Genomic DNA, 21,786 nt, shown 5'->3' on the forward strand with positions numbered 1-21,786 from the left:
TTCACGGAACGACCATGCACGACGAAAGCCTCAAGGACTACCAGCGGGTGCGCCGCCTGGCGATCAAATCGCTGTTCGAGATCATCGAGCAATCCAGCGAAGGCACGGTGATCGTCGATCGCGATGCCCGGATCGTCTGGATGAACGAGCGCTATGCCCGGCGTTTCGGCCTGGCCGACGCCAGTGCCGCGATCGGCCAGCCTTGCGAACAGGTCATTCCCGGCAGCCTGATGCGCGAGGTGGTGAGCCAGGGGCGGCCTATCCTGCTGGACATGCTCGACACGCCGAAGGAGCCCCTGGTGGTGATGCGCTTGCCGATCCAGGACGCAGGTGGCGAAGTGATCGGCGCCATCGGCTTTGCCTTGTTCGACGAACTGCGCAGCCTGTCGCCGCTGCTCAAGCGCTACGCCAGCATGCAGCAGGAACTGGCCTCGACCCGCTCGTTGCTCAAGGCGCGCCAGGCCAAGTACAGCTTCGCCCAGTTCATCGGTACCAGTGCCGCCAGCCTCGAGGTCAAGCGCCGGGCGCGACGTGCGGCGAGCAGCGATTCGCCGGTCCTGCTGCTGGGCGAGACCGGCACCGGCAAGGAACTGCTCGCCCACGCCATCCACGCGGCCTCGCCGCGGGCACACAAGGCATTCGTCAGCATCAACAGCGCAGCGATCCCGGAAACCCTGCTCGAAGCCGAGTTCTTCGGTACCGCACCGGGTGCCTTTACCGGCGCCGAGCGCAAGGGCCGCGCCGGCAAGCTGCAACTGGCCGAGGGCGGCACGCTGTTCCTCGACGAGATCGGCGACATGCCCTTGCCCTTGCAAAGCAAGCTGCTGCGGGTGCTGCAGGAAAAGGAGTACGAGCCCGTGGGGTCGAACCAGATGCTGCAGAGCGATGTGCGGGTCATCGCCGCCACCTCCCGGGACCTGCAGGCGGCCATGGCGCGCGGCGAATTCCGCGCCGACCTGTATTACCGGCTGAACGTGCTGCCTATCGAGGTGCCGGCGCTGCGCGAGCGGATCGAAGACCTGCCGGCGCTGACCGAGGCGATCCTGGAAGAACTCGGTAGCCGGCACGAGCTGGAGGACAAGGCGCTGGCGCTGCTGGGCCGGCATGCCTGGCCGGGGAATATCCGCGAGCTGCGGAATGTGCTGGAACGGGCGACCTTGCTGGCGGACCGGGCGCGGTTGGAGGTCGAGGACATTCGCGGGGCGTTGGGGACCTTGATGCCTCGGGCGGTCGAGGAGACGACGCCGGTGCCTGGGTATCGCGAGGCTTGCGCGGCGTTCGAGCGGCAACTGTTGCGCGATGCACTGCAGCGCTGTGCCGGCAATGTACCGGAAGCGGCGCGGCAGCTGGGCTTGGGGCGCTCGACCTTGTACAAGAAGCTGGTGGCTTTGGGGATTCAGTCTCAATAGGGAGATCTTGATCTCTTCAAAGAGACAGCGCCGAGTACCCTGTGGGAGCGGGTTTACCCGCGATCAGGTCGGTGAATTCACCATAGCAATCGCGGGTGAACCCGCTCCCACAGGGTACGCAGGGCCCTTCCCAGTCTCACTTCAGAGACAAAATCAACCAAACAATACAAATAAACAGATTTTTCCCTTGTAAATCAGCCAGTTAAACACCTGGCACAGTCCCTGCTATCTCCTTGTTTCCAACAAAAACAAGATTCACCAAGGAGACACTCGATGAGTGTGATCATCGCCCTGGCAGCCCTGGCGCTGCTGATGCTGGCTGCCTACCGTGGTTACAGCGTCATTCTGTTTGCCCCCATCGCCGCCCTCGGTGCGGTACTGCTGACCGATCCGTCCGCCGTGGCGCCCGCCTTTACCGGGGTGTTCATGGAAAAGATGGTCGGCTTCATCAAGCTCTATTTCCCGGTGTTCCTGCTCGGCGCGGTATTCGGCAAGCTTATCGAGCTGTCGGGCTTCTCCCGCTCCATCGTCGCCGCCGCCATTCGCCTGCTCGGCACCCGCCAGGCGATGCTGGTGATCGTGCTGGTCTGCGCCCTGCTGACCTACGGCGGCGTGTCGCTGTTCGTCGTGGTGTTCGCGGTTTACCCGTTCGCCGCCGAGATGTTCCGCCAGAGCAATATCCCCAAGCGCCTGATCCCGGCGACCATCGCCCTTGGCGCGTTCTCGTTCACCATGGACGCCCTGCCCGGCACCCCGCAGATCCAGAACATCATCCCCAGCACCTTCTTCAATACCAACGCGTGGGCCGCGCCCTGGCTGGGCCTGATCGGCACCCTGTTCGTCTTCTGCGCCGGCATGCTCTACCTGCAACGCCAGCGCAACAAGGCCCTGCGCGCCGGCGAAGGCTACGGCACCGAGTTGCGCAACGAGCCGGAAACCGCCGACGACCTGAAGCTGCCCAATCCGCTGCTGGCCCTGTCGCCGCTGCTGCTGGTAGGCATCATAAACCTGCTGTTCACCCACTGGATTCCCGAGTGGTACGGGAAAAGCCACACCCTGCAGCTGCCGGGCATGACCGCACCGGTACAAACCGATATCGCCAAGCTCACCGCCATCTGGGCCGTGGAAGCGGCGTTGCTGCTGGGCATTCTGCTGGTGCTGGTCAGTGGCTTCAAGGCCATCAAGACCCGCCTGGCCGACGGCACCAAGGCCGCCGTCGGCGGTGCCTTGCTGGCGGCGATGAACACCGCTTCGGAATACGGTTTCGGCGCAGTGATCGCGTCGCTTCCCGGCTTCCTGGTACTGGCCGACGCGCTGCGCGCCATCCCCAACCCGCTGGTCAACGAAGCGATCACCGTCACCCTGCTGGCGGGGATCACAGGCTCCGCATCGGGCGGCATGAGCATCGCCCTGGCGGCCATGTCCGAGACCTTCATCAGCGCGGCACACGCGGCGAATATCCCGCTGGAGGTCCTGCATCGCGTGGCCGCCATGGCCAGCGGCGGCATGGACACCCTGCCGCACAACGGCGCGGTGATCACCCTGCTGGCGGTCACCGGCCTGACCCACCGCGAGGCCTACAAGGACATTTTCGGCATTACCCTGATCAAGACCCTGGCGGTGTTCGTCGTGATCGCCACCTTCTATGCCACCGGCATCGTTTGAGGAACCGACCTGTATGAAGCTATCCGGAAAAACCGCACTGATCACCGGCTCCACCAGCGGCATCGGCCTGGGCATCGCCCGGGTCCTGGCGCAGGCCGGCGCCGATATCCTGCTCAACGGCTTTGGCGACCCGGCGGCGGCCCTGGCCGACATCGGCCGCTTTGGCGGCAAGGTTGCCCATCACCCCGCCGACCTGGGTGACGTAGCCCAGCTCGAGGCCTTGTTCGCTCATGCACAGGAGGAATTCGGCGGGGTCGATATTCTCGTCAACAATGCCGGGATCCAGCACGTGGCGCCGGTGGACGCGTTTCCCGTGGAACGCTGGGACGCGATCATCGCCCTGAACCTGTCGGCGGTATTCCATTGCACGCGCCTTGCCCTGCCGGACATGAAGCAGCGTGGCTGGGGGCGGATCATCAATATCGCCTCGGTGCATGGCCAGGTTGGCTCGGTGGGCAAGGCGGCCTATGTGGCGGCCAAGCACGGGGTCATCGGCCTGACCAAGGTGGTCGGGCTGGAGACGGCCACCAGCGGAGTGACCTGCAACGCCATCTGCCCGGGCTGGGTGCTGACGCCGCTGGTGCAGAAGCAGATCGATGCGCGCATCGCCGAAGGCATCGACCCGCAGCAGGCACAGCATGACTTGCTGGCGGAGAAACAACCGTCACTGGCGTTCGTCACCCCGGAGCACCTGGGCGAACTGGTGCTGTTCCTGTGCAGCGAGGCCGGCAGCCAGGTGCGCGGAGCGGCGTGGAACGTGGATGGGGGGTGGCTGGCGCAGTAGATTTGTTGGGTTGCTGATGGCCTCATCGCTGGCAAGCCAGCTCCCACAGTGTCCGCGGCGCTGCTGAATGAGCTGCGCCCCGGATGTTGGACACTTTTGTCTAAAGCTATGCGGCTTGTGCTCTGTACGCTACAGGGCTCAGGCCGCCGAGCTTCATCTTGATACGTTCGTGGTTGTAGTAGCGGATGTAATCATCAATCCCAGCGCGTAATTGCTCGATGCTCTCAAATTTCTCGCGGTAGAAATACTCGGACTTCAGCGTGCCGAAAAAGCTTTCCATCGCCGCATTGTCCAGGCAGTTGCCCTTGCGCGACATGCTCTGTTCCAAGCCCGCTTCTTTCAAGCGCTGGCGGTAATCCGGATAGCGATAATGCCATCCCTGATCTGAGTGCAGCATCGGCTTACTGTCAGTCGGCAGCTTCTCCAGCGCTCGTTCAAGCATCGTTCCCACCAGGGTGTAACGCGGCCGAGTATCCGTTTGATAGGCCACGATCTCCCCGTTGTACAAGTCCAGAACTGGCGACAGATAAAGCTTTTCTCCAGCCACCTTGAACTCGGTAACGTCTGTCACCCATTTCTGATTCGGCTGATCAGCAGCGAACTCCCGGTTCATGGTGTTCGGCGATGCTTCGTCCATCAGCACTCTGTACGACTTGTATTTCTTCGGTCGTACCGTGCACTTGAGGTCCAACTCGCCCATGAGGCGGCGCACTTTCTTGCCGTTGATCACGTGCCCTTTCTGGCGCAGCGCAGCGGTCATACGACGATAACCATACCGGCCCCTGTGGTGCTCCTGAATGCCCCGCATCGCCTGTTTCAGTGGAGCGTACTTATCCTCGGCGCCCTCGTCCCCGAAGTAGGTGTAGTAAGTGCTACGAGGCAAACCAGCAGCGATCAGCAGGTATTTCAGCCTGAACTGTCGGCGCAGCGCGGTAATCAGCTGGGCTTTTTCCTTGCTGCCCGGGTCTGCCTGAGCTTCGCCTCCTCTAACTCCTCGAGCTTTTTTAGGTAGGCGTTCTCCGCTTCAAGCATGCGAACTTTCTCTAGTAACTCTTTGGGCGAGAGGTCCTCGTTACGCACGGCTGCAGGCTTGGAGGACTTGGCGGAAGGCTTGGGCATGGTGCGGGTTGAACTCTTTTCTACAGAAAGCTGGTTTGCGAGCCCGTCACTGTAATACTGGCGCAGCCATCTGCCCAGCTGACTAGAGTTACCTAGGTTGAACAACGCTGCGGCGGCGCGCTGAGAAAGACGGTCATTTAGCATGCGGTGAAGCACCGTAATCTTGAATTCGGCGCTGTGGCGCTGATGGCGACGCTCAAGGCTGGACCTGCCGTGTTGCTGATAGGCCACGACCCAACGGCGAAGCAAGGTGGGATCTATCTGGAACTGGTTCGCCACATGACGGAAACCTCGGCCTCGCTTGAGGAAGGCTTCGATGGCGGACAACTTGAACTGCTTTGAATACTTGGTCATGCAAAACACCCCGATGTTGGATTTTTTGTCCAACATCCGGGGCGCAGCTCAGAACCTTGTGGGAGCTGGCTTGCCAGCGATGAAGCCATCAGCAGCACCATAAGGGCTAGACTCAGGACATTGACAGACCACCAGGAACAATCCTGCATGAACGATGAGCTCTGGCGCCCGGACGCGGCGCGTATTCAGGCCAGCCGGATGGAAGGTTTCCGGCACGCCATCAATCAGCGCTTCAACCTCGAACTGGCGGACTATGCCGACCTGCATCGATGGAGCATCGACCAGCGCCCGGCCTTCTGGCAGGCGCTGGCCGACGAGTTCCGGATACGCTGGCGCACCCCGCCCGCCAGCGTGCTCGAGGAAGGCCCTCGGATGCCGGATGCGCGCTGGTTTCCCGGCGCTACCCTGAACTTCGCCGAACATTTGCTGCGCCGCCGCGATGACGCTATCGCTTTGGTCTCGGTACGCGAGGACGGCCAGCGGGTGACGTTGAGCCATGCCGAACTGGCCGCCGAAGTCGCAGGCTTGCAACAGGCCTTCAAGGCTGCCGGTATCGGTGTTGGCGACCGAGTCGCCGCCTGCATGCCCAACACCTGGCAGACCGTGGTCGCCATGCTCGCCGCCACTAGCCTTGGCGCCATCTGGTCCAGCTCGTCGCCGGAGTTCGGCACCCAGGGCATCGTCGAACGTTTCGGCCAGATCGAACCGAAGCTGCTGCTGGTCTGCGCCGGCTATCAATACGCGGGCAAACCCCTGTCCCAGGTAGACAAGATCAACGAGGTCCTGGCCGCCTTGCCCGGCCTGGAACACCTGCTGGTAGTGCCCTACAGCGCTACCGATATCCGCCTCGATGCGTTCGTCACCCGGGCGCGCACCCGCCTGTGGGACGATTTCTACCAACGCGGCGGCGAGCTTGACTTCGTCGCTCTGCCTTTCGATCATCCGCTGTACATCCTTTATTCCAGCGGTACCACCGGCGTGCCCAAGTGCATCGTCCACAGTGCCGGCGGCGTGCTGGTGCAACACCTCAAGGAACATGGCCTGCACAACGACCTGCAAGCCGACGACTGCCTGTTCTACTACACCACCTGCGGCTGGATGATGTGGAACTGGCTGGTCAGCGGCCTGGCCTTGGGCGCGACGCTGGTGCTGTATGACGGCTCGCCTTTCCATCCCGGCCCCGAACGCCTGCTGGACCTGATCGACGCCGAAGGCATCAGTGTCTTCGGCACCAGTGCCAAGTACCTGGCAGCACTGGAGCAGGCCGGCCTGCGGCCACGGCACAGCCACCGCCTGGAGCGCCTGCGCCTGTTGCTGTCCACCGGCTCGCCGCTGTCACCGCATAGCTACGACTACGTGTACCGCGAGCTGAAAAGCGACCTGTGCCTGGCCTCGATGTCCGGCGGCACCGATATCGTCTCCTGCTTCGTCCTTGGCAACCCGACCCTGCCGGTACGCCGCGGCGTGATCCAATGCAAGGGCCTGGGCATGGCTGTCGAGGTGTGGAACGACCAGGGCCGGCCGGTGCTCGACGAAAAAGGCGAACTGGTCTGTACCCGGCATTTCCCGGCGATTCCCCTTGGCTTCTGGCACGACCCGGCTGGCGAGCGCTTCAAGGCCGCCTATTTCAGCCAGTTTCCCGGTGTCTGGTGCCAAGGCGACTATGCCGAAGAATTCGCCGACGGCGGCCTAGCGATCCACGGGCGCTCGGATGCGGTGCTCAACCCGGGTGGCGTGCGTATCGGCACGGCGGAAATCTACCGCCAGGTAGAAAAGATCGAGCAGGTGCTCGACAGCGTCGCCATCGGCCAGCAATGGCAGCATGACGTGCGCGTGGTGCTGTTCGTGCGCCTGGCCGACGGCCTGACCCTGGACGACACCCTGCAAGCGCGGATCCGCAAGGTCATCCGCGACAACACCAGTGCCCGCCACGTCCCGGCGGTAATCGTCCAGGTAGCGGACATTCCGCGCACCATCAGCGGCAAGATCGTCGAACTGGCGGTGCGCAACGTGGTGCACGGCCTGCCGGTGAAAAACACCGACGCCTTGGCCAACCCGCAGGCGCTGGAGCATTTTCGCGACCGCATCGAACTGCGCGATCAGGCATAATCGCCGGCTTTTACCCGCAACCCCGAGGCACCCGCATCATGAAAGCACAGGCCCGTCACATCCTGGTCAAGACCGCCGAAGAGGCCGAGCAGCTCAAGCAGCGCATTGCCAAGGGCGAGGCCTTCGACGTACTGGCGAAGAAATACTCCACCTGCCCTTCGGGCAAGCGTGGTGGAGACCTGGGCGAAATCCGCCCGGGGCAGATGGTCGGGGCGATCGACCAGGTGATCTTCAAGAAACCGCTGCGCACGGTGCATGGGCCGATCAAGAGCAAGTTCGGCTATCACCTGGTGCAGACGTTCTATCGGGATTGATGATTTGTGTCGTTGCTGAGGGCCTCATCGCTGGCAAGGGCAGCTCAGAACCCTGTGGGAGCTGGCTTGCCAGCGATGAGGCCCTCAAGAACAACCCATAATCTAGCCGGCATCGCGCAATGGCTGCTTGTCCAGCAACTCGCAACGCAACTTGCTGACCAGGCTGAGGATCGCCCGCCGGCTATCGAGCTGTTCCGCGCGGATTCCGGCGACCTGCAAATCAGGCTGCGGCGAGCCGCGATTGAATAACTGCACGGTCAGCGATTGATCCGCCGCCAGCGTGCAGCGGCAACGAACCGGCAAGAAACTCTTCTCGATGATATCGCGCAGTTCCAGCGTAGATAGCATGTCCATGACTCCCGGGCAGTTGAGGGACCGCAGCTCCATGCTTGCGGCGCGTTGTGAATCCTAGGCCAAGTGTCCGGCCCTCGTCAGATCTTTTCCCGATAAGCCGTACGGCTTTTTACGTCGACCTAGCATTTTTGCCAGTTGTCCGGACATGCAATGCCCTGTATCGCTATGACATCGTCCAGCGGGCGCTGGATCGAGGCAGTACCTGGCCGTTGATCTTCCATGGAGAAACAACGTATGCGTACACCTCTGTTGCTGACCCTCACTGCTCTTTCGGCAATTCTCCCCACCAGCCAGGCCAACGCAGCCTGCACCTTCGGCCCGGATACCGGCGACAACAATTACACCTGCGACAGCGGCAGCGCCGCTTCACTGACCGACCTGACCGGCAACAACACCCTGACCCTTCCCGCCGGTGGCAGCGGCAACATCACCGGGGCCGTGAACCTGGGCATTGGCAACGATCGCATCGAGATGCATTCCGGGACCATAGGGGGTGCGGTGGTCATGGGTGACGGCATCGACACCTTCATCATGACCGGCGGACAGATCCAGTCCCTGGACCAGGGCGAAGGCCTGGATGTCTTCGAGATGAGCGGCGGACGTATCATTGGCGGCTTCGACTCGGGCGACATCGCCAGGATGAGTGGCGGCCGCATCGGCCGGGTCGATATGAAGCTGGACGACAACCTCTTCGACATGTCCGGCGGGGCCATCGACGGCAACCTCGTCACCGGCTTCGGCCGTGACACCATCATTCTCGGCAATGGCACCATTGGCGGGAACATCAGTGTCAGCGGCGGCGACGACAGCGTCACCATCAGCGGCGGCGATGTCGGCGGCAACGTGCTGCTGAGCAGCGGCAACGACAGGCTGGTGTGGCGTGACGGCGGCCTGGTCCATGGCTCGCTGCAAATGGGTGTGGGCGACGACAACGCACTGCTGAGCAACCTCACCGACACGCAATTGTCCGTGTTCACGCAACTCAACGGCGACCTTGGCAACGATGTGCTGACGCTGGACAACAGCAAGGCGACCCTCGACCCGCGTTACTTCCTGTGGGAAACCATCCAGTTGCGCAATGGCTCGCAGGGCACTCTCAACAGCACCCTGAGCCTGGGTGATGCGGTCAGCAAGGTCGGCACCCTGGCAATCGACGCCAGCAGCAGCCTGGTTTCCAGCAGCGGCATCGTCGGCACCTTCAGCGCCGGGCAGAACGCCACGGTCGACAACGCCGGCCTGATCGACCTGAGCAGCGGCGGGGATGGCGCCGGACGCCTGACCATCAACGGCAATTACATCGGCAACAACGGTCGCCTGAAGCTCAACAGCGTGCTCGGCGGTGACGGCGCGGCGTCGGATCGCCTGGTGGTCAACCAAGCCAGCATCAGCGGCACCACCACGCTGCTGGTCAACAATCTTGGCGGCGCCGGTGCCCTTACCAGCGCCAACGGCATCCAGGTGGTGGAAGCCGCAAGCGGGGTAACCAGTACCGCCAGCGCGTTCCAGCTCGGCCAGCGGCTGTCGGTTGGCGCGTACGAGTATTACCTGTTCAAGGGCGGCGTGACTGCCGACAGCACGCAAAGCTGGTACCTGCGCTCCTCGGTGGTGGCTGCGCCAGCCGCCGTCGTCGTGCCCGAACCGACGCCGGAAAACCCGACACCCGAGCCGATACCGCCTGTCCCGGCACCGGTCGCTGCCGTCGGCACCCCGCCACTGCCGGAACCGGTGGCCGGCGAAAGCATCCCCCTGTATCGCCAGGAGGTGCCGGTGTACGCCGTCGCCAATCGAGCTGCGGCGCTGGTCGGGCGCAGCACCCTTGGCACCTTCCACGAACGCCAGGGCGAACAGGGCCTGCTCACCGAGAAAGGCGCGGTACCCGCGGGGTGGGCCCGGATGTATGGCGATCACTTGCGCCAGCAGTGGAGCGGTGATGTCGCGCCGAGCCTGGATGGCAACCTGCGCGGTTTCCAGGTCGGCCACGACCTGTATGGCAGCGACGACGACAGTGGCTATGGCCAGCGGGTCGGCCTGTATGTCGCGCACACCCGCCTGACCGGCGATCTCCGCGGCTTCGCACTCGGTTTCGAGGACAGCGCGGCAGGCAATATGAAGCTCGATGGCGACAGCGTCGGCGCCTACTGGACCCTGATCGGACCGCAGCAGTGGTATGTCGACGTGGTTGCGCAGTACACCCATCTGGACGGCCGCGCCCGTTCCGACCGCGGGCTGCAGATCGACCTGAAGGGGCATTCCACCGCGTTGTCGGTGGAAACCGGCTTCCCCATCGGCCTGGGTAACGACTGGGTGCTGGAGCCCCAGGCGCAGTTGGTCGGCCAGAAAGTCTCGCTGGACCGGCAGAACGACGGCATTTCGGAGATCCGCCAGGACAGCGACACCAACTGGACCGGTCGTCTCGGCGCCCGTCTCAAGGGCCGCTACGAGGCCGGCGGAGTGCCGCTGGAACCCTACGTGCGGGCCAATGTGCTGCACAGCTTCAGCGGCGAGGACCGGCTCACCTTCGATGACGTCGACACCATCAAGACCGACCAGCAGGCCACCTGGATGGATGTCGGCGCTGGCGTCAGTGCCAGGCTGAGTCCGGCGGTAAGCGTGTATACCGGCGTCAGCTACGCCGCCAACCTCGATGGCCGGCAGCGCGAGGATATCGCCGGCAACCTCGGCCTGCGCATCAGTTGGTAAGTGCGCTCCCCGGCCGGGCTTCCAGGCTCGGCCGGTTCTTTTTAAGTGTGCTTGCTCATGCCCGCCGTGCCGCCAGCAACCCCAACCCTGCGCAACCCAGCAGCCCTGCACTCAGCCGATTGAACAATCGCCGCGGCCCCGGCTGGTTGAACCAGCGCTGCAGATACGCCCCCAGCCAGGCATAGATAGCGATGGCAAACCACTCCAGTAGCAGGAACATCACCCCCAGCCAGAGGAACTGCTCGCCCACGGGGACGGCGCTGTTCATCGACACGAACTGGGGCAGGAATGCAGTAAAGATAAGGATGGCTTTCGGATTGCCCGCTGCGACGAAAAACTCCTGCCGCGCCAGCTTCAGTACTCCGCCCTTGCGCTCGACGATCACCCCGCCCTCACCCACCGGCGCGCGCCAGAGCTGCCAGGCGATGTAGAACAGGTAGAACGCACCCAGCACCTTGATCGCCAGGAACAGGTATTCACTGGTGTGCAGTACCACCGCCAGCCCCAGGGCAGCGAGCAGGATCATGCCGGCGAAGGCGAACAAGCGGCCAATGCCGGCAACACAGGCGGTACGCAAGCCGTAGCGGCTGGCGTTGTTGAGGGACAACAGGTTGTTCGGCCCCGGGGCCATGTTGAGGGCGAAGCAGGCAGGGATGAACAGTGCGAGGGTGGACAGGTCCATGGCGGGCTCCTTGGGCAAGGAGGCCAGAGTGAGTGGCGGTGGTGGATGGCGTCAAGCTGGCGAGCCACACGATTCCGATTCGACGCGGTCCCTGTGGGAGCGGGTTCACCCGCGATTACGGGTAGCGAATTCACCGTCGCAATCGCGGGTGAACCCGCTCCCACAGAGTCCGAGTCGTGCTTTAGACCTGTTCTCCGCGCGACAAGACTGAGCGCACTCCCACAGGTCTTGCGGTGCTTTACCAGTCGTGGCTATACCCCACCGTCAACACCGTCCCCGGCGCCGGAAGGTGGCTGGTGTTGGTGCTGCTGCGCATCAATTGGCTGTACTGCGGGTAATAGTCGCGGTTGAACAGGTTCTGGATACCCAGGCTGACCTTGTCGTTGGCCGTGACCTGGTACTGGCTGACCAGGTCCACCGTGGCATAGCCATCCACCTTGCGCCGGCCAAAGCTGGCCACGCCATCCAGGCGGTAGTCGTGGCCATCGAACCAGGTCAGTTGCGCGCGATGGCTCCAGTCTTCGTCCGGCTTGTATTGCAGGTAGCCGGTGACCTTGAGCGGCGGGATGCGGTAGCCGGTCATGTCCTGCCAATCACCGTTGTCCGGTTTCTCACGGCCTTTCAGCCAACTGACGGTGCCGCCTGCGCCCCAGCGCTCGTCGTCGGTCAGCCAGTCGGCGCTGCCTTCGATGCCGTAGATGCGCTCCTGGGTACGGGTCAGGATCAGGCCGTTGTTGAAGCTCTGCACGTCGCCCAGCTTCGAGGTGGTGTAGAACACTGCCAGGCTGGCCAGGGTCTGCTCGCCGACGGCACCGCGCCAGCCCAGTTCATAGTTATTGGTCTTGACCGGCTCCAGGTTCGACGAATCGATATCGAAACCGCGCCGGGCATTGCGCACCTGTACGCCGATATCCGGCAACTGGAAGCCCTGGCTGAAGGCCGCGTACAGCTCCTGCCCGCTGACGGGCGACCAGGTCAGGCTGATATTGGAAAGCACGGCGTCGTAGTTGATCTCGCCGCCGGCCACGGTCGCCGGCGCCGCCGCGGTGGATTCGGACAGCGGTACGAAGTCGTCGTAGCGGGCCGTGGCGTACTCGTAGCGCACCCCGCCTTCCATCGACCACTGCTCGTTGAAGCGATGCTGCAACTGGGCAAAGCCGCCGAGGCTGCGGGTGGTCAGGTCGGGCATGTAGGTGAGCCGGCCGATCTTGTCGTAGACCCGGCCGCCGCTGGCGTCGTACTGGCGCGGGTCGAAGATGTCGATCGGCATGTCGCTGCGTTCCTGGTTGAAATCCGCCCCCCAGAGCAGTTCGGTAGCGCCTGCCTGGCCCAGCGGGGTGCGCAGGGTCACGCGGCTGCCGAAGACTTCGCTGTTCTGCATCACCTGGTCGACGTTGCGCCCGCGGGTCGCCACGCCCCGGGCATCGAACGGCGTGAAACGGGTGAAATAGTCGCGGTAGTAGAGCTGCGCGTTGAGGGTGCCACCGAGCACGTCGGCATGGGCGTATTCAAGGTTGACCAGGGTGTTCCTGATCTGGTTCTGCTCGTCCAGCGACAGCCCCGACAGCGCCTGGGCCGGCACCGACCCAGGCGGCAGGCGTGCCACGCTGGGGTCGGAGGTGAAGTCGCTGTCCTGATCGGCGTTGTAGTGGCTGGCGGAGAGCTGGATGCGCTGCTCGTCGTCGATGCGCAGGCCGAGCTTGCCGCCGATGTTCCAGGTGTTGGAGTCGAACAGGTCGCCCTGGCTCGGTTCAGGTGCGATGCGCTGGCCGTTGGCGTCATAGGAAGCGCCGATATGCCGGGCACCGAAGTCCAGCGCGTAATCCACCTGGCCCTCGGAACCGGAGAGATGCTGCTGCAACTGGCCGCCAAGGCCGTCGCTGCCCAGGCGGCTCAGCGGCGACTCGGCTCGCAGGCTGGTTTGCGCGCGATTCTCGCCCCCCGCAGGACGAGTGGTGATGGAGATGATCCCGCCGGTGGCGCCGGCACCGTAGATCGCGCTGCTGCCGCGGATCACTTCGACCCGCTCGATCAGCGCCGGATCGATATTGGCCAGGTTGCGCGAGGAGTCGCGGTTGGTATTGAGGGGCACGCCGTCCACCAGCACCAGCATGGTCCGCCCGCGCAGGGTCTGGCCGTAGTCGGTGATGGTGCGGCTGGAATCGGCCATTCCCGGGACGCTTTTGGCCAGCACCGTGGCCAGGCTGTCGGAGACTTCGCGCAACTGCTCGAGCTGCTCGCGCTCGATCTCGCTGACCTGGCGCGCCTGCGGTACCAGGCTGCTGCTGGTGCGCGACGAGGTGATTTCCAGGCTGGAGAGCTCCATGACTGCGGATGCGGGGGCCGCAACGCCGGCCGCGCCGGGCACCACCACGAAGGTCCGCTCGCCCTGCGCCTGCACGCTCAAGCCGCTACTGCCCAGCAGCCGCTCCAGGGCCTGCTCCAGGGTATAGCTGCCTTTCAATGCAGGAGCCTGCTTGCCGCTGGTGACATCGCTGGCAAAGAGGATCTGCGCCCCGGCCTGGCGGGCCAGGGTGTTCAGGGATTGCTCCAGCGCTGCGGCAGGAACATCGAACGCCTGCGGCGCCGGTCCGGCCAGGGCGAACGAACTGGTCAACAGGCCGGCGGCCAGCAACGACAGGGACAACGGGGACTGACTCACGCAAGGCTCTCCATGAAGTGAAAAGGGTCATGGAGATAGCCGCCAGCCGCCGCACGCAACCCTACCCCGCGCTTAAAATTATTTTTTCCCGCGTGGGCTGATCAGCACCGAGCCGTCGGCCGCCGTACCCAGCTGGACCGGCAGGATGCTCGGCAGCAACGCCAGCAAGCGCTCGACCTGGGCGCTGTCGAATACGCCGGAAACCGGCAGCGTGGCGAGACTCGGGTCCTGCAGATGCACCGGTTTGTCCCGGTAGCGGCGGACGGTATCGAGCACTTCGCGCAGCGGGGTGCGCTGGAACACCAGTTGCCCGCCTTGCCAGGCGCCAACCGCGTTGGCATCGACAGCGACCAGGGCACCGAGCCCTGCGTTGCTCGCGCGCACCTGCTGACCCGGCAGCAGCTCCCGTTCAGCGCCGCCTGCAGCGACCGCGACGCGGCCCTCGGCGACGCTGACACGTACTTCGCTTGCGTGGCGATCGACATTGAAGCGCGTCCCGACCACCCGGACGCTGGCCTGGCCAGCATCGACCAGCCAGGGCCGGTATACCCGCGGCGCCACCTCGAACAGCGCCTGGCCACGTTGCAGTTCACTACGCCGGCTGAACAGGTGCCAACTGACCGCAACTTCGCTGGCAGCGTCGAGGGTGACGACGGTGCCATCGACCAGGTTCAGGGTCTGCCGTTCGCCGACCCGTGTCAGGTAGTGCTCGCTGCGATAGGCCGGGTCCAGCCACGCCAGGGTCGCGAGCACCGCCAGTGACAACAGGCCGGTACCGAGGATACGGGTGCGCTTGTTGCGCGGTTTGGGGTCGGGCATCGGGAAGCGCTGCTTGAGTTCTTCGCGCAGGCGGGCAATGACCTGGTCTTCCTCGGCAAACTTGTCGGGACGGCTGTTGCGTTCGCTCATGCCAGGTACTCACGGCACGCCGCCATGCCAAGGCGCAGGTGCTTTTCCACGGTTTTCAGGGAAATGCCCAGGCGCTCGGCGACTTCGGCCTGGGGCAGTTCATGGAGCTTGTGCATCACGAAGACCATCTGGCAGCGCGGTGGCAGGCTTTCGATGGCCCGGACCAGGCGGTCGAGGGCCTGGCTGGCGTCGAGCTGGCGTTCCTGGCTGGGGATCTGCGCCTCCACCTCCGGCAATTCGGCAACGGTGACGAGCCAGCGCTGGCGGCGGCGCTCGCCACGGTAGCGGCCAACGGCATTGTCGTGGGCGATCTTGCGCAGCAGCGCAAGCGGGCTGCGTACGCCTTGCTTTTCCTGCTTTTCCAACAGTTGCACGCAGACATCGTGGACCACCTCGCGGGCGAAACCGCGCTCGCCGAAGCGACGGCGGATGTGCTCCACCAGTTCGTCGTAATGACGGACCAGCGTGGACAACAGCGTGGGTTGCGGGGGATCGGCCTGCACGGTGCTCTGCCTGAGAAGGGATGCCGGGGCCGGAGTGTAAATGAGAATGCATTTTATTTGAAACAGGTTTTTCAGGCTGACCTCAAGGACCTCATCGCCGGTATCGCGTAAGTACCGCCGAACCTTGTGGGAGCTGGCTTGCCAGCGATGAGGCCATCACTCACGCCTTGAGCCAGGGCGCAACTGGCTCGAACCGCCCCTCGATCCACTGTTTGAACGCCAGCACCGTCGCCGCCGGAAAACGCGCCGAGGGCCGTACCAGGTAGACCCCGCCAGTCGGGTCCAGTTGCCATTGCGGCAACACCTGTACCAGCCGCCCCGCTGCCAGGTCACGGCTCATCAGCCATTCCCCCGCGCCGAGGATTCCGGCGCCGCTGCGGGCGGCAGCCAGCAGCGATTCGCTGTCGTTGGCAGTGAGGTTGCCCTTGGGCGTCACCGTGCATTGCTCGCTGCCCGCATACAGCCGCCATTGCGGAAAGGAAGCCAGGCCGCTGAAACGCAGGCAGTTGTGCTCGCCGAGGTCCTGCGGTCGCCGGGGCGTGCCGCGGCGCTGCAGGTACTCCGGCGACGCACAGAGAATCCGCCGGTGATCGCAGAGTTTCCGGGCGATAAGGCGGTTGTCCTCCAGCTCACCGATGCGAATGGCAAGGTCGAAGCCCTCCTCGATGATGTCCACCAGGCGTTCGCTGTAGTCGGCGACGATGGACACCTGCGGCCAGGCGTCGAGAAACTCCGGCAACATGGGCCCGATGCACAGGCGCCCCATGGCTGCCGGCAGGGCCAGGCGCAATACCCCGCGCACCTCGGCGGCACCGGAAATGGCTTGTTGCTCGGCTTCGGCGATCATGCCGAGGGCGGCGCGCAGGCGCTGTTCGAGTTTTTCGCCGGTCGGCGTGACCCGCACCTGGCGGGTCGAGCGCTCGATCAGGCGCACGCCGAGGCGCTTTTCCATCGCCGCCACGCGTTTGGAGATCACCGAGGGATGGCGCTCCAGCAGACGCCCGGCGCCAACGAAGGAACCTTGCGCGGCAACGGCAAGGAACGCGGCGATTTCATCGCTGTGCGGGTTGTCCAGCAAATCGAGGTTCATGGCGTGAGAATGATCGCTCCCGAGGATCGTCCGGATTCCAGGTCGGCGTGGGCCTGGGCGGCATCGGCCAGTCGGTAGCGGGCCCAGATGCGCGGGCTGATGATACCCGCCTCGAGAGCAGCCAGCACGTCGGCGGCGCGGGCCTGGTATTCCTCGGCCGTGGCGGTATGGGCGGCCAGCGAAGGCCGGGTGATGAACAGCGAGCCCTTGCTGTTGAGGGTGGCCATTTCCACCGGCGCCGGCGCACCGCTGGAAGCGCCGAAGGAGACCATCAGGCCGCGCGGGCGCAGGCTGTCGAGGGAGGCCTCGAAGGAGAGACGGCCTATCGGGTCGTAGACCACGTCCACCTTGCGTCCGTGGGTGATGCGCGCGACATCGCCAGCCAGGGTTTGCGGATCGAAAACCAGGACCTCATCGCAACCGAGGGCACGGGCCTTGTCGACGCTGGAAGAACGCGAAACTACGCCGATCACCCGAGCGCCCAGAGCCTTGGCCCAGGGCGCCATGAGCGAACCCAGTCCACCGGCGACGCCGTAGAGCAACAGCGTGGTTCCCGGCCCTACGGCGTAGGTGGACGTGAGCAGGTACTGGGCAGTGATGCCTTTGAACAGCACGGCTGCGGCATCGTCGAAGCTGACCGAGTCCGGCAGTTTGACCAGGCGCTCGGCGGGAAACCGCCGGGCGCTGGCGTAGCCGCCCAAGGGACCGGTGGCGTAGGCGACCCGATCGCCTACCGCGACATTGCCCACCCCTGCCCCGACCCGCGCGACCCGGCCCGCGCCTTCCAGCCCGAGCCCGCCCGGCAGCAGCACGGGTACCGCACCCTTGCGCTGGGTGACATCCAGATAGTTGACGCCGATGGCCTCCTGCTCCAGCCATACCTCGCCGGGACCAGGTGCCGACTCCGCCACTTCATGCAGCTCAAGAACATCCGGGGCACCGGGCTGGCTGAAACGTATTGCGTGAGGCATTGCGGTTCTCCTTGCCCGTCCAGGCAACTGTCGTTGATGACCGGAGTATGAAAACTGCCTCACCGGGCAACAAGACCGTGAAATTGCACTTCATTACTGCATGGCTTGCAGCAATCTGCCGTGTGGAGGCGCCGTATAGGCTAGGCAGGCATCAGGGTCGCCAGGTCCAGCAAGGTGAAATGGCCGTTGGCCCAGCCGCCGGTGTCGATATGCCAGACATTGCCCAGCACCTTCACGTCCGGCACCGGCGTATGCCCGACCAGCAGCGCGCGCAGATCATCGACGCCGCGGGTGTTCTCTTCCTTCAAGCGCAGACGCGACCATTGGCAGACCTCGCGGATCTTCTCCGGAACCGCGGATTGCTCAAGCAAGGGCAGCAGATCGCGCCAGCGCCCCAGCGGGCAATCGGCGTGCAATAGACCGACCGGGCCCAGCGCCGTGTCCACCTCAAGGGCCAGGGGCAGTTGCTCGAAGGCTTCGGCAAAGCGCAGTTGCTCGGCTTCCTCGAGATCGAGAAACCAGCCGCCACCCGCAGCGAGGTACAGGCGGTAGTCCAGCCACTCGCCACGCACGTGGGAAATCGCCAGAGCTTCGTGATTGCCCTGCACCGCGTAAAACCACGGCTGCGCCAGCCAGTCGAGGGCTTCTTCGCACTCCGGGCCGCGGTCCACCAGGTCGCCGACGCTGAACAGGCGGTCCCGTAGCGGATCGAACGCCACCTGCTCCAGCGCCTCGCGCAAACGGGAAAAATGCCCATGGACATCGCCCACCGCCAGATCGCGGCCTTCAAGGTTGCGGCTTAGTCGAATCACCCTGCTCATATCACCACTCCGGTTCCATGGCGCTGCTACACTGAAATCGCTTACAGGAGGAAGAGTCATGTCCGACAAACACATTCAAACCCTGCTCACCCTCATCAACCATCGCCAGGAGCGCCTGGCCAGCGCCTGCAAGGACATCGCCGACTGGATCGACAGCCAGGGCGACCTGCCTGCCGCGGGCAGGATCCGCGAGAGCCTGCGGGCGGTGGAAGCGGATGAAGTGCTGGTGAAACGTACCCTCATCACCCTCTCGCTCGACAGGCCGTTACCGCGCTTCCGCCATTAAGCCGGGCGCCGGGGATCAATCGTCCAGGTGATCTTCGTGGTCCTCGTCGTCCAGCACATCCAGGCCATACTCCTCGTCTTCATCGACGTCATCGACGTCATCGAACATCGGGTCGGCGTATGCCTCGCCTTCCTCGTGGTCGTGGAATTCGTGATCGAGCAGGTGGTCGTGCTCCGGCTCATGGAGTTCGTCTTCATCATGCATGGGGCTGTTTCCCGGGTGTTGGATCATGGCGATCAAAGCGCCTGGCGCATCTGCACCAGGGCGACACGACGACCGTCCTGGTCCTGGCGCTCCTCGATGCCGAAGGGTACGAAGCCAAGCTTCGGGTATAGCAACAGGCCGGCAGTGTTGTGATTGAAGCACGACACTTTCATTTCACGGGCCTGATGACGACTGCGCGCTACCTCCATCATTTGCCCGACCAGGTAGCGCGCCACGCCACGGCCCCGGGCAGCAGGCGCCACCAGTACATTGCCCAGCGAACAGGTACCGCCCTGCTCCCACTGGTAGAAGTTGGCGAACGCCAGCACCTCGTCCCCCTCGACCACCACGCTGGAATCGCTGCGCTGGGCGATCGCCGTGGACAATTGCTCGGAGGTCAGGGGCCAGGTGCATCTGGGGAAGAAGAAAAATGCCTCATCGGCAGACTGGGCGAAACCACAGATGATCGGGATGTCGCTGGCCTGGACAGGCCGGAAACGCAGGGGCACGGTCGTTTTTCTCGGCAGATCGGTTGTCCAGTTAACTACAGGGTGCCGGGACTGTAAACGATGCTGGCATTTTTCACCTTGAGCGCTCTATTCCGACTGCCACGAGGTTAAAGTAAGCCCTTGCGCGAAAGGCCCATGGAAGGGATATGCAGGACAAGTACGAAATCCACTATGTAAAGAACGGCCTGAAGAAAGTCGTGGTGACCAACCACAGCGGCATGAACTGGCTGGAAGCCTGGAAGACCGCCTTGCTGATCGACGGTACCTGCGCCGGGGCGACCGTGGGCTTGCGCTGCATCGACGAAGCGATGGCCACGGCCGGGGCAAGCGGGATCAGCAAGGTGCGCTGGAACAAGGCGAGCCATATCGTCTCGTGGAGCGAGCGGGCCCGGCTCGACGAAGGCCGGTTGCTGGTCAAGCAGATCGAATGACCGTCCAGGCCAAGGCCGACCGGCAATTGCCAGCGGTCGCGCAACACCGTCATGCAACTCCCCTGCAAGCTGTGCGACAATGCGCGCCAAAATCCGGCCCTACCCCCGCCTTCACCTCCTCGACAGCCCGGTCCTGACGTGCCTCCGACGCACGGCGGACGAACGCGTCTGCCCCGGGCTGCAAGGCGTCACCCCAGTTACTGATAGGTAAGCACTTTGATTTCAACAGCCAATATCACCATGCAGTTTGGCGCCAAACCGCTGTTCGAGAACGTTTCCGTCAAGTTCAACAACGGCAATCGCTACGGCCTGATCGGCGCCAATGGCTGCGGCAAGTCCACCTTCATGAAGATCCTCGGCGGCGATCTGGAGCCAAGCGCTGGCCAGGTCATGCTCGAACCCAACACCCGGCTCGGCAAGCTGCGCCAGGACCAGTTCGCCTACGAGCAGTTCACCGTGATCGACACCGTGATCATGGGCCACGAGGAACTGTGGAAGGTCAAGGCCGAGCGCGACCGCATCTATTCGCTGCCGGAGATGACCGAGGAAGACGGCATGGCCGTCGCCGAGCTGGAAACCGAGTTCGCCGAGATGGACGGCTACACCGCCGAATCCCGCGCCGGTGAGCTGCTGCTGGGCCTGGGTATCCCGCTGGAACAGCATTTCGGGCCGATGAGCGAAGTCGCACCCGGCTGGAAACTCCGTGTGCTGCTGGCCCAGGCGCTGTTCTCCGATCCGGAAGTGCTGCTGCTCGACGAGCCGACCAACCACCTGGATATCAACACCATCCGCTGGCTGGAAAACATCCTCACGGCGCGCAACAGCACCATGATCATCATTTCCCACGACCGTCACTTCCTCAACTCGGTCTGCACCCACATGGCCGACCTGGACTATGGCGAGCTGCGCCTGTTCCCGGGCAACTACGACGAGTACATGACCGCCGCGACCCAGTCCCGCGAGCAGTTGCTGGCCGACAACGCCAAGAAAAAGGCGCAGATCGCCGAACTGCAGACCTTCGTCAGCCGGTTCTCGGCCAACGCCTCGAAAGCCAAGCAGGCCACGTCCCGCGCCAAGCAGATCGACAAGATCCAGTTGGCCGAGGTCAAACCGTCGAGCCGGGTCAGCCCGTTCATCCGCTTCGAACAGACCAAGAAGCTGCACCGCCAGGCGGTGACCCTGGAGAAAGTCTCCAAGGGCTTCGAAGACAAGCAACTGTTCAAGAACTTCAGCTTCACCGTCGAAGCCGGCGAGCGCGTTGCGGTAATCGGCCCGAACGGTATCGGCAAGACCACCCTGCTGCGCATGCTGGTCGGCGAAATGGCGCCGGACGCCGGCAGCGTGAAATGGACCGAAAGTGCCGAAGTCGGCTACTACGCCCAGGACCACGCCCACGACTTCGAGGACGACGTCAGCCTGTTCGACTGGATGGGCCAGTGGACCCAGGGCGAACAGGTGATCCGCGGTACCCTCGGGCGCATGCTGTTCTCCAACGACGAGATCCTCAAGTCGGTGAAGGTGATTTCCGGTGGTGAGCAAGGCCGCATGCTGTTCGGCAAGCTGATCCTGCAAAAGCCCAACGTGCTGGTGATGGACGAGCCGACCAACCACCTGGACATGGAATCCATCGAGGCGCTCAACCTGGCCCTGGAAAACTACCCGGGCACGCTGATCTTCGTCAGCCACGACCGCGAGTTCGTGTCGTCGCTCGCCACCCGCATCATCGAGCTGAGCCCGGATGGTGTGGTGGACTTCAGCGGCACCTACGACGACTACCTGCGCAGCCAGGGCGTCGTGGTCTGATAAACCCATGGGGCCGCTTTGCGGCCCCAACGGCAGTCCCACATGCCGGGACTTGAGCAACAGCTGATCGATTAATTCGTTAGCCTGCTTTCTTTTATTTCCGCACG

General features: G+C 63.9%; 20 protein-coding genes. 9 read left to right on the plus strand and 11 right to left on the minus strand.

Translation table 11 applies throughout. From position 1 onward, the window contains the following. The first annotated feature begins 14 nt into the window (after positions 1-14). The 3 genes from ACPFMA_RS14935 to hbdH all read left to right on the plus strand — a co-directional run bounded on the left by ACPFMA_RS14935 (position 15) and on the right by hbdH (position 3,858). Complete coding sequence (locus ACPFMA_RS14935) at positions 15-1,409, plus strand: sigma-54 interaction domain-containing protein (protein ID WP_425928091.1); 1,395 nt, start codon at positions 15-17, stop codon at positions 1,407-1,409. Between the two features lie 273 nt (positions 1,410-1,682). Next, positions 1,683-3,074: a GntP family permease gene (locus ACPFMA_RS14940; protein WP_425928092.1), complete on the plus strand. Its 1,392-nt coding sequence runs from the start codon at positions 1,683-1,685 to the stop codon at positions 3,072-3,074. A gap of 13 nt (positions 3,075-3,087) precedes the next feature. After that, on the plus strand, positions 3,088-3,858 hold the full coding sequence (hbdH, locus tag ACPFMA_RS14945; protein WP_425928093.1) for a 3-hydroxybutyrate dehydrogenase: 771 nt from the start codon (positions 3,088-3,090) through the stop codon (positions 3,856-3,858). Between the two features lie 106 nt (positions 3,859-3,964). Here hbdH and ACPFMA_RS14950 read toward each other — a convergent pair. Continuing rightward, positions 3,965-5,331 (minus strand): IS3 family transposase gene (locus ACPFMA_RS14950; protein ID WP_425928094.1). Its coding sequence is split into 2 segments (ribosomal slippage): positions 3,965-4,866 and positions 4,866-5,331, totalling 1,368 coding nucleotides; the frame shifts between segments, so codons are not numbered across the junction. A 147-nt stretch (positions 5,332-5,478) separates the two neighbouring features. Here ACPFMA_RS14950 and ACPFMA_RS14955 point away from each other — a divergent pair. Next, complete coding sequence (locus ACPFMA_RS14955; RefSeq protein WP_420056389.1) at positions 5,479-7,440, plus strand: acetoacetate--CoA ligase; 1,962 nt, start codon at positions 5,479-5,481, stop codon at positions 7,438-7,440. Positions 7,441-7,478: 38 nt separating this feature from the next. Next, positions 7,479-7,754, plus strand: a complete 276-nt coding sequence (locus tag ACPFMA_RS14960; RefSeq protein ID WP_064304626.1) for a peptidylprolyl isomerase — start codon at positions 7,479-7,481, stop codon at positions 7,752-7,754. A gap of 102 nt (positions 7,755-7,856) precedes the next feature. Here ACPFMA_RS14960 and ACPFMA_RS14965 read toward each other — a convergent pair whose 3' ends face one another. Further along, entirely contained in the window at positions 7,857-8,141 is a 285-nt protein-coding gene (locus tag ACPFMA_RS14965) for a DUF1652 domain-containing protein (protein WP_425928095.1), read from the minus strand. 201 nt (positions 8,142-8,342) lie between these two features. On the opposite strand from ACPFMA_RS14965, the gene ACPFMA_RS14970 reads away from it, so the two are divergent. Beyond that, positions 8,343-10,808, plus strand: coding sequence for an autotransporter outer membrane beta-barrel domain-containing protein (locus tag ACPFMA_RS14970; RefSeq protein WP_425928096.1), 2,466 nt, complete (start codon positions 8,343-8,345; stop codon positions 10,806-10,808). Positions 10,809-10,863: 55 nt separating this feature from the next. Here the strand turns inward: ACPFMA_RS14970 and ACPFMA_RS14975 are convergent, their stop codons facing one another. The 7 genes from ACPFMA_RS14975 to ACPFMA_RS15005 form a co-directional block, all read right to left on the minus strand. After that, positions 10,864-11,490: a LysE family translocator gene (locus ACPFMA_RS14975; RefSeq protein WP_064304629.1), complete on the minus strand. Its 627-nt coding sequence runs from the start codon at positions 11,488-11,490 to the stop codon at positions 10,864-10,866. Between the two features lie 238 nt (positions 11,491-11,728). After that, on the minus strand, positions 11,729-14,152 hold the full coding sequence (locus tag ACPFMA_RS14980) for a TonB-dependent siderophore receptor (protein ID WP_425928097.1): 2,424 nt from the start codon (positions 14,150-14,152) through the stop codon (positions 11,729-11,731). A gap of 78 nt (positions 14,153-14,230) precedes the next feature. Further along, positions 14,231-15,061 carry a FecR family protein gene (locus ACPFMA_RS14985; RefSeq protein WP_425928098.1) on the minus strand — a complete coding sequence of 277 codons (831 nt, stop codon included), beginning with the start codon at positions 15,059-15,061 and terminating at the stop codon, positions 14,231-14,233. Continuing rightward, positions 15,058-15,564, minus strand: a complete 507-nt coding sequence (locus ACPFMA_RS14990; protein ID WP_064304770.1) for an RNA polymerase sigma factor — start codon at positions 15,562-15,564, stop codon at positions 15,058-15,060. The genes ACPFMA_RS14985 and ACPFMA_RS14990 overlap by 4 nt, the downstream gene beginning before the upstream one ends. Positions 15,565-15,724: 160 nt before the next feature. Beyond that, positions 15,725-16,654, minus strand: a complete 930-nt coding sequence (locus ACPFMA_RS14995) for a LysR family transcriptional regulator (protein WP_425928099.1) — start codon at positions 16,652-16,654, stop codon at positions 15,725-15,727. Further along, positions 16,651-17,625 carry a quinone oxidoreductase family protein gene (locus tag ACPFMA_RS15000; RefSeq protein ID WP_420056382.1) on the minus strand — a complete coding sequence of 325 codons (975 nt, stop codon included), beginning with the start codon at positions 17,623-17,625 and terminating at the stop codon, positions 16,651-16,653. The genes ACPFMA_RS14995 and ACPFMA_RS15000 overlap by 4 nt, the downstream gene beginning before the upstream one ends. 140 nt (positions 17,626-17,765) lie before the next feature. Then, positions 17,766-18,446 (minus strand): metallophosphoesterase, encoded by a 681-nt coding sequence (locus tag ACPFMA_RS15005; protein ID WP_425928100.1) that lies wholly within the window; start codon positions 18,444-18,446, stop codon positions 17,766-17,768. A gap of 58 nt (positions 18,447-18,504) precedes the next feature. Here ACPFMA_RS15005 and ACPFMA_RS15010 point away from each other — a divergent pair, with 58 nt between their 5' ends. Continuing rightward, positions 18,505-18,732: a hypothetical protein gene (locus ACPFMA_RS15010; RefSeq protein ID WP_425928101.1), complete on the plus strand. Its 228-nt coding sequence runs from the start codon at positions 18,505-18,507 to the stop codon at positions 18,730-18,732. Positions 18,733-18,747: 15 nt separating this feature from the next. Here the strand turns inward: ACPFMA_RS15010 and ACPFMA_RS15015 are convergent, their stop codons facing one another. Both ACPFMA_RS15015 and ACPFMA_RS15020 read right to left on the minus strand, forming a co-directional pair. Beyond that, on the minus strand, positions 18,748-18,936 hold the full coding sequence (locus ACPFMA_RS15015) for a hypothetical protein (RefSeq protein WP_064304636.1): 189 nt from the start codon (positions 18,934-18,936) through the stop codon (positions 18,748-18,750). Between the two features lie 32 nt (positions 18,937-18,968). Beyond that, the gene (locus tag ACPFMA_RS15020) at positions 18,969-19,445 is read right to left on the minus strand and encodes a GNAT family N-acetyltransferase (RefSeq protein ID WP_064304637.1); all 477 of its coding nucleotides are present in this window, start codon (positions 19,443-19,445) and stop codon (positions 18,969-18,971) included. Positions 19,446-19,591: 146 nt separating this feature from the next. Between ACPFMA_RS15020 and ACPFMA_RS15025 the strand changes: the two genes are divergently transcribed. After that, the gene (locus tag ACPFMA_RS15025; RefSeq protein WP_009396960.1) at positions 19,592-19,876 is read left to right on the plus strand and encodes a hypothetical protein; all 285 of its coding nucleotides are present in this window, start codon (positions 19,592-19,594) and stop codon (positions 19,874-19,876) included. A gap of 216 nt (positions 19,877-20,092) precedes the next feature. Beyond that, a complete protein-coding gene (locus ACPFMA_RS15030; protein ID WP_009394839.1) occupies positions 20,093-21,679 on the plus strand; it encodes an ABC-F family ATPase in 1,587 nt (528 codons plus the stop codon). Positions 21,680-21,786: the final 107 nt, after the last annotated feature.

Source organism: Pseudomonas sp. NyZ201 (assembly GCF_049860765.1).
Lineage (GTDB): Bacteria > Pseudomonadota > Gammaproteobacteria > Pseudomonadales > Pseudomonadaceae > Aquipseudomonas > Aquipseudomonas bharatica.